Here is a 13,437-nt window from a genome sequence, read left to right on the forward strand (position 1 = left end):
CCGGTGTGAGAAAAGGCGGACGCCGATTGTAGCGGCCAAGCATGCGCTTGTGCGACGGCGTCCGTTGCGCCTCAGCCGATCTAAAACTTGCGCGCTGCCGATCCCGTAGCATTGCGTTCCCTCAAACAACAACGAGAGCGCATGCCATGTCCAAGACCCAGTACTACGCCGCCACCACCCTGGACGGCTTCATCGCCACGACGGATCACTCGCTCGATTGGCTGATGCAGTTTGGCTCGCTGGAAGGCACAAGCTACGACAGCTTCATTCGCGACGTCGGCGCGCTGGCAATGGGTGCGTCCACCTACGAATGGCTGCTGCGCGAACTGGCCAAGCCCGGCCCCGCGGGCGAAGCCCAGCCATGGCCTTACGTGCAGCCCGCGTGGGTCTTCACATCGCGCACGCTGCCGGCGGTGCAAGGTGCGGAGATCCGCTTCGTGCGGGGCGATGTGCGGCCAGTGCACCGCGACATGCTGGCCGCAGCCGGTGGGCGCAATCTCTGGATCGTTGGTGGCGGTGAACTCGCTGGCAGGTTTCTCGATGCGGGGCTGCTGGACGAACTGATCGTGCAGGTGATGCCCGTCACGCTAGGTACGGGCCTGCCGCTGTTGCCGCGCCGCATCGTGCAGCCTGCGCTGAAGCTGACTTCCGCCGTGCCCTACAAGAACACGTTCGTCGAGATGCGCTACGAGGTCGTGCGCGGCTAGTGCGGTTTGGCGCCAAACGCTCGCACGGGCGACCGAAGCATCGCCGCGCATCAGCAAGTTGCTTGCCCACAGAGCCCGATATGGCGCCATTCCTGCCGCTTGGGTATGCCGCCCTTTTGCGCAAAACCTGTCGATTTGACAACGCTGTCGGCGTCTCCTTTTCTGGACTGGCTTTCCGTCAACCAGGCAGGAGATGACGATGCATCGACAGGCTCACTTTTTGATCCGGCGCCGTGTGGCGAAGGTTGCCGCATGGCTCGCGTTTGGTTTGGCGGCCTCGTCGGCGTTGGCCGATGTGGGCGTGGGTGCCGCGCTGCCGCCGTCGCCCGACAAGCTCTACGGCGACTTGTTCGTGGCGGTGCAGACCGCGCAGGTGTATCCGGACCAGAAGACGTTTGTCGATGCGGTGCCCAAGGCCGCGCCCGCGGTCATCCTGCAGGCGTATCAGGCACAGAAAGGCGTGCCCGGCTTCTCGCTCAAGGCGTTTGTCGACCAGTACTTCACGCCGCCGGTCGATACGCCCGTGACGCCGCCCGCGGGCAGTCCTTGCGCGCGCACATCAACTGGCTGTGGCCGGCGCTCACGCGCACAACGACCACCGCGCCGGACAACAGCTCGCTCATTCCCCTGCCCAAGCCGTACGTGGTGCCGGGCGGCCGCTTCCGTGAGGGCTATTACTGGGATACCTACTTCACCATGCTCGGCCTGCAGGAAGCGGGCCGCGAAGACCTGGTCGATAACATGCTCGACAACTTCGCCTATGCCATCGACCAGTTCGGCCACATCCCGAACGGCAATCGCACGTACTACCTGAGCCGCTCGCAGCCGCCGTTCTTTGCGTTGATGGTGGAGCTGGCCGCTCAACAAGAGGGCGACGCGGCGCTCAAGCGCTACCTGCCGCAGCTGCGCAAGGAGTATGCGTACTGGATGCGCGGCGCGGCCACCACGCCTGCCGGACAGGCGAGCAGCAACGTCGTCGTCATGCGCGACGGCACTGTGCTCAACCGCTACTGGGACGACCAGGACACCCCGCGCCCCGAGTCGTATCTGCAAGACGTGACCACCGCGCAGCAGACACCCGCACGCCCCGCCAACGAGATCTGGCGCGACCTGCGTGCGGCGGCCGAAAGCGGCTGGGATTTCAGCTCACGCTGGTTTGGCGACAACGCTACGCTGGGCACCATCCGCACGACGTCGATCGTGCCGGTGGATCTGAACAGCCTGATGTTCCAGCTTGAGAAGACGATCGCGCGCGGTTGCACAGCAGCGCGCGATTTTGCGTGCACGGTCGAATACTCCGTGCGCGCCGGAAAGCGTGCCGTCGCCATCGAGCGCTACCTGTGGCACCCCGCCGGCTACTACGCCGATTACGACTGGCAGCTCGGCCGCGTGCGCGACAACAAGTCCGCCGCGATGACGTATCCGCTGTTTGTGGGTGCCGCCCGCCCCGACCGCGCGTGGAAGACATTGCAATGGACGCAGCAGGCGCTGCTGCAGGTGGGCGGGTTGTCCACCACGACCTTCAAGACCGGCCAGCAGTGGGATGCGCCCAACGGCTGGGCGCCGCTGCAATGGATCGCGTTGCGCGGCGCGCAGCGCTACGGCTGGCAGCCGCTTGCCCAGGCGATTGGCGAGCGCTTTCTCGGCAGCGTCGAGCAGCTCTATGCCAGCCAGCAGAAGCTCGTCGAGAAATACATCGTCGATGGAACGGGCACCGGCGGTGGCGGCGGTGAGTATCCGTTGCAGGACGGCTTCGGCTGGACGAACGGCGTCACCCTCAAGCTGCTGGATGCGTATGGCCGCGGGCAGTAAGCTGGTGGCCTTGTCCGCCACCCCGAGCCCTGCGCATGCCCATCGAACTTGACCGCGACGTCCGCGAAGCGGCCGTCCAATCCATCCAGCGCTACTTCACCGAGCAGTTGGACGAGCGCATCGGCAACATTCAGGCCGGTGCGCTGCTCAGTTTCTTTCTTGAAGAGATCGGCCCCGCGGTCTACAACCTCGCCGTGCAGGAGGCGCAGGAACGTCTGCAGACGCGCGTGGCCGAGCTGGACTACGAGTGCCACCAGGAGCCGTTCGGGTACTGGAAGAAATTCGACAAGCGCCGATAGTTCCCGGCTACCATGCCCGGATTCCATTCCGGCCGCTTCGTTTCCATGTCTTCCTTGCGCGCATTCTTCAGCACCGCCTTTCGCTGGCAGCGCGGCCGTCAGGGCACGGGCTACGACAAGATGCTGCTGGCCACCGCGCCGTGGCCCATCCCGTTCGACAGCTACCTGATCCGCTATCCGGAGGGTTCGGAAATTCCACCGCATACCGACCCCGTTGCCAACGGCCGGCACTATCGGCTGAACATCGTGCTGAAGTCGCCACGCGCGGGCGGCGAGTTTGTCTGCGCGAAGCCGATCTTCCAGACACGGCGCATCAAGCTGTTCCGCCCCGACGCGTGCGAGCACAGCGTGACGCGCGTGGTGGGCGGCAGTCGATATGTGTTGTCGGTGGGTTGGGTGTTAGGCCGCCGGGGCTAAGTGCGGGAACTGAATCGTGACGAACGCATTCGCCGCCAATCCGTGGTTCAGGAGCCTCCCTCCGCACGTTGCCGACGCGCTGCTCGAAGCGACGGCGCCGGTGCGCATCGGCGCGGGAGCATTTCTCTTTCGACAGGGCGATCCGATGGACGCCGGTTCGCATGCGTTCTTTGGCGTGGCGAGCGGTGCGCTCAAGCTTTCCGTCTTCAATGCCGAGGGCGACGAGGCGATCCTCACCTTGGTGGAGCCGGGCAACTGGTTCGGCGGGGTCTCGACGCTAGATCAGCAACCGCGCGGCCATTGCGCAATCGCACTGGAAGATTCGGACGTGCTGGCCGTGAGCGTGGCGCAATTTGAAGCACTGATGCGCGATGCTGCATTTGCCGGCGCAATCGCGCGGCTGGTGGCAACGCGCCTTCGCCTAGCGTATGGCTCGCTGGCGAGTGCGGCGCTGCACGGCACGCGGGCGCGCGTGGCGCGGCGTATTGCTTCGCTCGCGCACGGCGATGTGTCGCTTTCGGCAGAGGGGCGCGCGAGCATCTCGACCTCGCAAGACGCGTTGGCGATGATGCTGGGCATCAGCCGGCAGACGCTCAGCAAGGAGCTGCAGGCGCTGGTCAAGCTCGGTGCGATCCGCCTGCGCTATGGCCACATCGAGATTCAGGACATGGCCCAGTTGCTGGCTGCCAGCGAAGCCGGCGCCGACTAACCCGCCGCCCGCAACTCTGCCAGCAGATCGTTGCCCGACCAGCTCGGGCGTGTGGTGGCGGATTCGGCGGCATGCACTAGCGCACACAGTTGCGCATTCACCGTTGCGCGTTGCCCGAGGCGCTCCGCCAGGCGCACAACTTCTCCGTTGATCCAGTCGACCTCGGTCATGCGCCCGGCGGCCAGATCGTCAGACATGGACGATCGCGCGAGCGGATCCATGGCGAGCATCTTTCCGCCCAGTAGCGCAAACACCGCATCGGGCGTGGCGAGCAGGCGTGGAATCCAAGCGGGCGCTATCGGCGTCAGCTTGGCAGGCCGAATGCCCGCACGCGCCAGCAGCCGGAGCGCTTCTGTTTGTGCCAGCGCGAGGCAACGCCGGTACGCACGCTGCGACAGCTCTTCCTTCAGCGGCCGGTTGGCCAGTGCATTGATGGCGTTGTTCAGGTTGAGCAGCAGCTTGGCCCATTGCACGGCTGCCATGTCGGTGCGTTCCATGAGCGGCAGACCTGCGCGGCGGAAGTCATCGAGAAACGGTTGCAGCGCGGGCGATGCCGCCACTTCCAATTCACCGGCCGTGCCTTGATGAAAGGCGCCGGGCCCGGGCTGCATCACGTTGAAGGGCACCATGCCGGCCAGCACGATCTGCTGCGGCAGGGCGGCGCGCAGCACGTCGGCATTGCGCAGGCCGTTCTGAAAGCTGATGACGATAGCGCCCGCGCGCAGCACGGGCTTCAGTTCATCGGCGACAGATTGCGTGGCGGCGGATTTGACGGTCACCAGCACGAGATCGGCATCGGCGGCGGCGCTGGGCTCGGCCATGTAGCGGATCGCCGAAGGCGGCACGTGCCACCGGCCGTTGCGGTAGTCCGTCAAGGTCAGGCCGTGCGCGCTGAGTTCGTTGCCGATGCGTGCGCGGCCCACGAGCGAGACATCGGCACCGGCCGCCAGCAGACGGCCGCCCAGATAACAGCCGATCGAGCCGGCCCCCACGATGCAGATTTTCGCCATGCGTCTCCTTGTTGTTGTGCTGACGCATCACGCCAGGCGCGGCACTTCGTACACCAAAGCCGGCTGCAGCGTATCGATGGCTTCCACCGGTTCCGGCGGGCGCCACATGAACAGCGAGAACGTCATCTTCTCGGGCGTCACGTCGATGATGGTAAAGCCGTTTTTCTCCGTCGGGCGCAACGCTTCCTGCATGGCGACCGACAACGCAGGCGTGGTTTCGATGCTGCGGAATGCCGAAGGGAAGGCGAGGTCGCCGGTGCCGAGTGTGCCGGTCATGACTGTGTGCACCGGGTGCGCGAACGCCAGATCGCCCGAACGCGACATCGACCCAGCCGCCGAAGCATGGAAGTCGCCCTGCACGATGACGGCTGCGCGTTGTTTCTGATCGGCGAGCGCAGCCACTAGGCGCTGGTGCTGTGCATGCCAGCCGCTCTGCCAGCCAGCCTTGGGCTCGTTGGCGATGAGGCGGCCGGTCTTCCTGTCGAGCAGGTCCGGATACCAGTCACCCAGCTTGCCTGACGAATACGCAAACGGCAGCGACGGCACGTGGAAGAAGTGCGTGGTGTCTTCAGCGCGGGTGCGCGCGACTAACCAGTCTTCCACCCATTGCGGGACCACGCGTGCGTGCACGCCCTTGTTGTCGAGAAAGCGTCGGCAGTCGTACAGCACGGCTTCGAGCAGCGCGCCGTAGCGCAGCGTGCCGAAGGCGCTGTTGGTGTCGCTGGGCATGCCGGCTTTGTCGCCACCAGGCAGCCACACGGGCCGGTTGGCGTCGGGCAGGAACTCCGGGTAGTAACGATGCTGTGTCAGCTCTGCGCCGACCAGGCCGTACGGCTCCGGCGGCAGGGTGGCGACCTTGTCGTCGAACTCGTCGTTCTCGAAGGTGTCGTGGTCGTCGGTCAGGAAATACGCGGGCGTGGAGCGCAGGGTGGTGCCGTACAGCCCGCTGATCTGGTAGTCGCACACGCGCGTGAAGATGGCTTCGTTCTTCGGGTGCGACATCGGCACCGATGTGTCGAGCGCGCCGCCAAACTTCGCCCACATCAGTTCGCGCACCTGGCGTGCGAACGGCTTGTTCTGCGAGGTTTGCAGATCCCAGTAGATGTGGTCGCCGTTGGCGATGACGGTGTTGGGCGCAAACGACATGCCGCGCGCGAGCAGCCGCCGGCGTGCGGTCATGTCGAGCCACGCGGTCTTGCCGGCCAGCGGCGGGCCGTCATAACCGCCGGCACAGGTGTAAGCCAGGATGCGCAGTCGCGCGGGCGTCGCATCCGGTGCCGGAAAGGTGCGCAGCGGCCAGGCGTCGGCCAGCGGCTTGCCGCCTGCGTCGACAATGCGCAGCGTGTATTGCGTGGCGGGCTGCAGGCCACGCGCATCGAAGCGCCAGAAGCGGCCTGCGGCATCGGTTTGCTCGCCGGCGACGCGCTTGCCGTTGACCATCAGCCACGGTGCACGCGCAAGCGGTGCCTGGAACGACGCCTTGATGAGAAGGCGGTCGTGGCTGGCGGCTGGGATCAGGTGCGCGAGCTGGCCGGCATGCCAGTTGGCGTCGGCGGTATGCGCGGCGGCTTGAGCGCCTTCCGGCAGGCTCAGGCCCAGCGCGCCCAGGCCAGCGGCGGCGGTGCCAAGCGTCAGGAAATCGCGCCGGCTCATGCCGTGCGAAGGGGTGTTCGGTGGTGTGCGGGAGGGCATCGTCATCCTCTGGCGTGGTGCGGAGACGCCATCGTGCCGAGCCCTGCGCAGGCTGAATGTTCAGCTTTTGACAATCTAGGGGTAGGTCCCGATGCGGGCCGCGCATCGACCGCATGACCAATGAGAAACGCCCCGATGGCCGAAGCCACCGGGGCGCTGTCATGTCATGCGATGCTGATGCGGATACCGTCGCTTAGTAGCCCCACACCTGCATTTCGTCCAGCGAGTAGCCCCACTGCGTGGCTCGCTGCGTGCCGTACATGCGCACATAGCGGCCGCTGCCCTTGAGGTTCGCCAGCGATGCATGGCCCCACGAAGCACCGCTCGACGTCGAGTAGATGTTCGTCCACGTCACGCCATCGTTCGAGGTCTGGATGTAGTACACCTTGGCGCCTGCATCCCAGTACAGGTCGACGCCGGTGATGGTGCGGGTCGAGCCCAGATCGACCATCAGCCATTGCGCGCCGGCCACGCCTTCCACCGAATCCCAGCGCGTGTTGGTCGTATTGCCGTCGAACGCGTAGGCCGGGCCCAGGCTGGCGCTGTAGCTGGACGACGCGCTGGCCGGCTTACCCTGCGAGAGCAGCGTCACCGCCTGCGCAGCGGCCGTCGGCGTGCCGGCGTAGTAGTTGGAACCAAGCTTCGCCTTGGTCGTGTCGGAGTTCACACCAAACTGCGACAGGCTCCAGCGCTGGCCCGTGCTCGCGTCGCCCAGGTAGAGCTGGTAGCCGCCGGCGCTCGTCGACGAGAAGAACACGTAGTTTGTGTTGTTCACGGGCGACGGGTCGGAGTTGTTGCTGTTGCAGTCGTTGAGCGTGAGCTGGTTGGGCGTGTCGCTCGGGTTGACCTTGGTGTAGATCTGGTCGGCCTGGCTCGTGGCGTCGTGCCAGCGGGCGTAGAAGACGGTGCCGTCGGCGCGCACGATCGGGTAGTACGTTGCCAGGCCCGCCGGCGTGTCGAACGCCACCTTGGTGGTGCTGCCCACGGTCTGCTTGTACAGGCCCATGCCCGAGCCGGTGCCGGTGGTGTAGAAGACCGCCGTGCCGTCCGGCGTGGCAAACGGCATCGAGTTTTCCAGCGTCGGCGCCGTGCGCGTGAGGTTCACAGTCGAGGTGAAGACGGGGCCCGAGCTGGTGTACGACAGCGCGGCCTGGATGACATCGCCGTTCTGCTTGAAGAACAGCGATTTTCCGTCGGTGCTGAACTTCGGGTCTTCATTGCGCGTCTGGCCGGTGCTGTTGGTCAAGTTGATCGGCATGCTGGTCGAACCGACTTGCCAGAAGAACACGTTCCACGCGTTGTTGGTGATGCCCATGAAGGCGATCCACTTGCCGTCGGGGCTGAACACGGCGTTCATCGGGTCCTTGATGCCCCAGGCCGCCTTCGACACCTGTTGCAGCGTGCGGGCAGAAAAGTCGTAGATGAAAATCTGGCTCGTGCCATCGCCGTAGCTGACGTAGCTGTGATACGCGAGCTTGCCGGTCAGGGTGGCGGGGAAGGTCGTGTTGGATTGCGTGGGCGGATTGGCAACGCAGTTGGCCTGGGCGCCGGCCGAGAACAAGCCGAGTGCGGCAGTGGCGACGAGACCAAGAGACATCAGAGTGGAGCGCATGAAACGGGACTTCCTAAACAAGTGGGTCAGTGGGGCGGAGCAACCGCCGCATTAAGTCCGCGTCACTTTTCTGAATTTGGGCAAAGCTCCGCCAATTCCGGGAAATCCGGATTTGAAAAAGCGCCACAAACCGGGGGAGTGACGAGGATGGAGACGCGCCAAAAACCCTGTTGCTTCGTACCGTCGTGTTTCTTGTCGGGGTCTCGACTACATCGAGAGGGCGAGTCGCGGACCAGACTGTAAGGGTTTCGCTGACACTGTGAAACCCCAATAAGAAAGCCGTTCTTGCCCTAATTCTTTGCCGTGGGGGCAAATCGGCACACGTGCGTGTAAATCTGACACGTCAATTTTTCCGGACGTTGATTAACCTGCACGTACACCACCGTGATTGTTATTTTTACTGCGGCGTTTTGTCGCGCGACGGCGGTGCAATCCTTGCTGGCTGTCGCGTTCTCGCACCAGGCCAATGTGGCGTCGGCGCACGCTTTGCGGCGTATTCGGCACCGCACGCGCGGAGGCGCACCTATCGAAGAAGACCGGGCCATGATAGAAGCCGCTCATACGAATTCCGCCTACGTGGCTCTGTAAGAAAAGACACCTCGCCGTAGAGAAGTTGCAATGATGGCGGCAGGCATGCCGCGCATAGGCGGAATATTTAAATACTGGTTGAGTATTTGCGTAAAGCGGATTGAATTATCAATTTATTTAGTTCTGTGTTTCGGCATTCCGGTATTCGAGAAACTCTACTAATTGCATTCACTATGCGCGGCATGCAATTCGTTTCGGATTATGTATAGTTCGAGCACGCCAACGATTGCCCTCAGCAAAACGCAAGACTGATCAGGCTTTCTATCCCTTTGGAAATCAGGAGAGCTGCTGAGCGGGTGGAGTCGGCATGGCGAATCAGCGTGTGTTCTGGAGGCCGAGGGGATGGGCACTCACAACCAATTGCCGCATGACCGCGCCACGTCTTGGCGCGCGGCATTGCTACGCGAGTTGAATGCCTTGCGCGATGCCGATGCGGTATTCCGTTGCCTGCAACCTGCGGTGGCGCTGCTCGGTTTCGACTATTGCGCTTATGCCCTACGTGCAGCCGTTCCCATCACTCGCTTCAATACCCTCTGTTGGAGCACCTATCCGGAGCACTGGTGTGAGCACTACCGCGCGCGCGGCTATCTGGCCATCGACCCGGTGCTGCAGTTTGGGCAGCGCTGCGTCAAGCCGATGCTCTGGTCCGGCATCGCCACGGCAGACGCGCCTTTCTGGAGGGATGCGCGTCAGCACGGGCTCAATCACGGGTGGTCACACACGATTCGGGATCACACCGGCATCTTTGGCACCTTCAGCCTGGTGCGCCGCGCGATGCCCATCACCGAAGACGAACTGGCGGCCAGCGAGCCAGAAATGATCTGGCTCAGCCAGCGTGCGCACACCAGCATCAGTACGCTGATGGCCGAGAAGGTGCTGCCCGATGCCGCCACGCACCTCAAGGAGGTGGAACGCCGGACATTGCACTGGACGGCCGAAGGCAAGACGGCGGCCGAAGTGGCGGCCATCCTGGAGATGACCGAGCGCAACGTGAACTTCCACATCCGCAACGCCATCACGAAGCTCAACGCCGCCAACAAGACGCATGCCGTGGTGAAGGCCGCGCTGATGGGGCTGATACCCGCGATGCTGTAGCGGCGCAGTCGCAGCGGGTCAGGCCATGGCGCGCATGGGGCCGGCAGGGTGCATGGCTTCCAGGTAGAAACCGTTGTCGCTCTGCTTGGCACGGCGCTTGGCCAGGGCGGCGGCCGTGCCGATGTCGTCGCTGTTGTGGGCAGCGCCGGGGTGCACGTGCAGTGCGCCCACCGCCATCGTCACGAAGCGGAAGAACGCCGGCAGGCCCTTGCGGTCTTCCGCATGGATGCCGCCCGCTGTGCGGTCAGCCGGCGTGTACATGGCGAGCGCGTTGGCATTGAACGCCGCCATGGCCTGCGTGATGCGCGCCTCCCAGTCGGCGCTCTGGAACAGGATCAGGAAATCGTCGCCGCCCACGTGGCCGAGAAAATCGCGCGTGGGCTCGCATGCGGTGGCCAGTACGGCAGCGGCCATCTTCAGCATCTCGTCGCCCTGCCAATAGCCGTACTGGTCGTTGAAGGGCTTGAAGTGGTTGAGGTCGACATAGCAGGCGTAGAACTCCGCGCGCGCTTCCAGCAAGCGTTCAATGTGCAGGTTCAGCGGAATGTTGCCCGGCAGGAATGTGAGCGGATTGGCGTAGCGTGCGGCCTCGATGCGGATCTCGGTCACAGTGCGCACCAGCTCCTCGCCCGTGCCCAGGCCCAAGTAGCGGCCGTGCTCCGTGATGATGAAACCGTCGGTCAGGTAGCGCTGGTCGTCGCTCATCAGCAGCGCAGACATGTCTTCCAGCGAGGCGGATTTTTCCACCAGCACCGGCTGCCGGTTGGCAAACGCCAAGGCCGGTTTCTTGCCGTACAGCTCGCGGTGATACGGCATCGCATAGCGGTCGATGAACGCGCGGCGCGCGATGAGCGCGAGCGGGCGTTCGTCTTCGTCGAGCAGCGCCACGGCGTGCAGATCGGGGTGGCGGTTGAACAGATGCAGCACGTCGTCGTTGCTGCTGCGCAAGGGCAGCGTGGGGGCGACGCGCAGCAGCTTGCTGGCCGTGATGGCGCGCCAGCCCACGCGCACGGCCTGCGGAAACACCGCAATCTGCGAAGACTGCAGCACGCGCGCTGCCTGGCTCGACATGTCGCTGGCGGGTTTGTCCTGCGGGCGCGCAAGAAAGAAACCCTGGCCGAAGCGGATGCCCAGGTCGCGCACCACGCCGAGTTCGTCTTCGGTCTCCAGCCCTTCGGCAATGATGCTGGTGGCGCCGCCCTTGAGGGTCTGCTGCAGCGTGCGCGCCATGTCGAGCTTGGCCGGATGCTTGGCAATGTCACGCAGGAAATACTTGTCGAGCTTGATGAAGTCGGGCGTGAGTTCGATCAGCAGGTTCAGGTTGGCATTGCCAGTGCCGAAATCGTCCAGCGCGCATTGCAGGCCGAAGTCGCGTGCCACCGACAGGGCGTCGGCAAAGCTGGCCAGATCGTCGATGGGCGTCTGCTCGGTCAGCTCGATGACGATGCGCGAGGGATGCAGGTCGTGATCGGCAATCGCATGCAGCAGGCGGGCATGGTCTTCCAGCAACTGCCGTACGCCCTGCGCGCTGAAGTTCAGGAACAGCTTGCCCGGCAGGCGCATCGCCGAGAAATTGGCAATGGCCAGACGCGCCGCGGTGGTCTCCAGCGCAATCGTGCCAGCGGTGTCCGAGGCTGCGGCAAACAGCGCCGCCGGCGACTCCATGGCCGAGCCCACCGGCCCGCGCAGCAGGGCTTCGTAGCCGAGCACCTCGGTGGTGGACAGTCGGAAGATGGGTTGGAACACCGTGCGCAGCATCTCGGGCGCAATGCCCGCAGGCAAGGGGAGCGGCGAAAAAGTCATGACGTTGGCGGCAGACGCAAGATCGGACATTCCGCTAATCGACCCACTGAACACAGAGTTGAATGAACTTTTTGTGACGCACGCAGCGGTGCGGGTTGGCGAGGCGTGTTCCCCACCACAGAGGGGCGTGGTTCAGAATGCACGATGCGCCTGGGTCTTCCCCGGGCGCTGCCTATTGCCGTCCATTCATGCCGCGCTTGACCCTCACACAGTGTGAGGTCCTAGCCTGTGTCCAAGCCAGAAGACAGGAGCCACCATGTTGTTGAAAGTGGGCGATCTCGCCAAACGCTGCGGCCTCTCGGTGCGCATGCTGCATCACTACGACACCATCGGCCTGCTCACGCCTTCGGCCCGCTCCGACAGCGGTTACCGGCTGTACGACAAGGCTGACGTCGCCCGCCTGCACAAGATCCAGGCGTTGCGGCGCTTCGGCATGTCGCTGGCCGATGTCGGGGCTTTCCTGGCCAATCCGGACATCCCCTTCACCACGATCGTGGAACGGCAGATTGCGATGCTCGATCAGCAGATCACGCAGGCCAGCGTGCTGCGCGATCGGCTGTCGCGGCTGCACGGCCAGCTTGTGCGCGAGGAGGAGCCCGAATTGACCGAGTGGCTCACAACCTTGGAATGGATGACCATGTACGACAAATATCTCTCGCAGGAAGAACGTGCCCGCGCCGAACGCATGGATGCCGATACCGCCCGTCATGCGCGGTGGGCGGCGCTGGTGTCGACCGTGCAGGACGCGATGACGCGCCAGGTGGCCTTACGCAGCAGCGAGGCGCAAGCGCTCGCCAGACAATGGATGGCGCTGCTCGCGCAGGACGCGGCGCTCGACCCGGTGCTCTCGGCCAAGCTGCACAAGATGCACATCAACGAACCGGCGTTGCAGGAGCGCACCGGTATCAGCTTGGAGATGCTCGACTTCATCATGGAGGCGGCCAACGAAACCAAGCTGGCGATCTACGCGAAGTATCTGTCGGCGCGGGAGCTGCAGTTCATGCGCGAGAACTTCGGCAAGCGCGCCAACGAGTGGCCGACCTTGATTGCAGAGGTGCGACAGCATCTGGCCAACGGCACACCGGCACATGCGCCTGCCATGCAGCAGCTTGCGCGGCATTGGATCGAATTGTTCCGCTCCTATGCGGGGGACGATCCGCAGACTCAGGCGAAGGTGCGCCTGGCGATGGAGCAGGAGCCCGAGCTATCCGCCAGCCCGTGGATGGGCCCGGACCTGATCGCCTATGTGCGTGAGGCGATGGAAGGTTTGAAGGCCGCAGCGTAAGCCGCCGCGTGCGCAACCTGGGGCCGTCTCCTGCTCAGACAAGTGCCTCGGGTGCGCATTGCTGTGCGTGCGAGAGGCGATCATCAAGCGCCAGCGTCTGGGCTCACACACCGCAGATCGAACAGTGCTTTCCGCCGCAGACATGGAGGACGCTGTTGCGGCGGCCGGAGCCACCCGCGCTGCCCGGCCCGGTGATTGGTTTGCCCGCCAGCTGCTCATGCAGCGAACTGGGTTGCCAGCGTGAAACTGACTTCAATGCAACGCGCCCACCGGTCGGCATTGGCGCGGCGGGTGTGTCTTCGTCGCAGTAGGGGCAGGGTGTGGGCGCGTGCAGTTTCGCAGCCGGAATCAGCCGTTCGAAAATGCCGTCGCAAGCGGTACAGCGGATGTCGTATAGCGGCATGCATG

At 64.3% G+C, this 13,437-nt stretch carries 12 protein-coding genes and 1 pseudogene; 7 read left to right on the forward strand and 6 right to left on the reverse strand.

Translation table 11 applies throughout. The features are described from left to right. Positions 1 to 146 precede the first annotated feature (146 nt). The 5 genes and pseudogenes from FUT88_RS20100 (at position 147) to FUT88_RS20120 (ending at position 3,944) form a co-directional block, all read left to right on the forward strand. Complete coding sequence (locus FUT88_RS20100) at positions 147 to 707, forward strand: dihydrofolate reductase family protein (protein ID WP_147217746.1); 561 nt, start codon at positions 147 to 149, stop codon at positions 705 to 707. Between the two features lie 193 nt (positions 708 to 900). Beyond that, positions 901 to 2,519, forward strand: a pseudogene (gene treA, locus FUT88_RS20105) (alpha,alpha-trehalase TreA). A 35-nt stretch (positions 2,520 to 2,554) separates the two neighbouring features. Then, positions 2,555 to 2,818 carry a DUF2164 domain-containing protein gene (locus tag FUT88_RS20110; protein ID WP_147217748.1) on the forward strand — a complete coding sequence of 88 codons (264 nt, stop codon included), beginning with the start codon at positions 2,555 to 2,557 and terminating at the stop codon, positions 2,816 to 2,818. A gap of 45 nt (positions 2,819 to 2,863) precedes the next feature. Continuing rightward, on the forward strand, positions 2,864 to 3,235 hold the full coding sequence (locus FUT88_RS20115; protein WP_147217750.1) for a 2OG-Fe(II) oxygenase: 372 nt from the start codon (positions 2,864 to 2,866) through the stop codon (positions 3,233 to 3,235). Positions 3,236 to 3,251: 16 nt separating this feature from the next. Next, a complete protein-coding gene (locus tag FUT88_RS20120; RefSeq protein WP_147217751.1) occupies positions 3,252 to 3,944 on the forward strand; it encodes a Crp/Fnr family transcriptional regulator in 693 nt (230 codons plus the stop codon). Here the strand turns inward: FUT88_RS20120 and FUT88_RS20125 are convergent. The 4 genes from FUT88_RS20125 to FUT88_RS26460 form a co-directional block, all read right to left on the reverse strand. Beyond that, positions 3,941 to 4,954: a 2-dehydropantoate 2-reductase gene (locus FUT88_RS20125; protein WP_147217753.1), complete on the reverse strand. Its 1,014-nt coding sequence runs from the start codon at positions 4,952 to 4,954 to the stop codon at positions 3,941 to 3,943. The genes FUT88_RS20120 and FUT88_RS20125 overlap by 4 nt on opposite strands. A gap of 27 nt (positions 4,955 to 4,981) precedes the next feature. Further along, positions 4,982 to 6,646: an alkaline phosphatase D family protein gene (locus FUT88_RS20130; RefSeq protein WP_147217755.1), complete on the reverse strand. Its 1,665-nt coding sequence runs from the start codon at positions 6,644 to 6,646 to the stop codon at positions 4,982 to 4,984. A gap of 193 nt (positions 6,647 to 6,839) precedes the next feature. Continuing rightward, entirely contained in the window at positions 6,840 to 8,258 is a 1,419-nt protein-coding gene (locus FUT88_RS20135) for a discoidin domain-containing protein (RefSeq protein WP_147217757.1), read from the reverse strand. A gap of 363 nt (positions 8,259 to 8,621) precedes the next feature. Beyond that, positions 8,622 to 8,819 (reverse strand): hypothetical protein, encoded by a 198-nt coding sequence (locus tag FUT88_RS26460; RefSeq protein WP_222614282.1) that lies wholly within the window; start codon positions 8,817 to 8,819, stop codon positions 8,622 to 8,624. Positions 8,820 to 9,188: 369 nt separating this feature from the next. On the opposite strand from FUT88_RS26460, the gene FUT88_RS20140 reads away from it, so the two are divergent. Further along, positions 9,189 to 9,941, forward strand: coding sequence for an autoinducer binding domain-containing protein (locus FUT88_RS20140; RefSeq protein WP_147217759.1), 753 nt, complete (start codon positions 9,189 to 9,191; stop codon positions 9,939 to 9,941). Between the two features lie 18 nt (positions 9,942 to 9,959). Here FUT88_RS20140 and FUT88_RS20145 read toward each other — a convergent pair whose 3' ends face one another. After that, positions 9,960 to 11,744, reverse strand: coding sequence for a phosphodiesterase (locus tag FUT88_RS20145; protein ID WP_186829354.1), 1,785 nt, complete (start codon positions 11,742 to 11,744; stop codon positions 9,960 to 9,962). A 256-nt stretch (positions 11,745 to 12,000) separates the two neighbouring features. On the opposite strand from FUT88_RS20145, the gene FUT88_RS20150 reads away from it, so the two are divergent. Next, positions 12,001 to 13,029: a MerR family transcriptional regulator gene (locus tag FUT88_RS20150; RefSeq protein WP_147217763.1), complete on the forward strand. Its 1,029-nt coding sequence runs from the start codon at positions 12,001 to 12,003 to the stop codon at positions 13,027 to 13,029. A 103-nt stretch (positions 13,030 to 13,132) separates the two neighbouring features. On the opposite strand, the gene FUT88_RS20155 is transcribed toward FUT88_RS20150, so the two are convergent. Further along, positions 13,133 to 13,432: an FmdB family zinc ribbon protein gene (locus FUT88_RS20155; RefSeq protein WP_092970957.1), complete on the reverse strand. Its 300-nt coding sequence runs from the start codon at positions 13,430 to 13,432 to the stop codon at positions 13,133 to 13,135. Positions 13,433 to 13,437 lie beyond the last annotated feature (5 nt).

This window comes from Ralstonia sp. TCR112, assembly GCF_007997035.1.
Classification (GTDB): Bacteria; Pseudomonadota; Gammaproteobacteria; order Burkholderiales; family Burkholderiaceae; genus Ralstonia; species Ralstonia edaphi.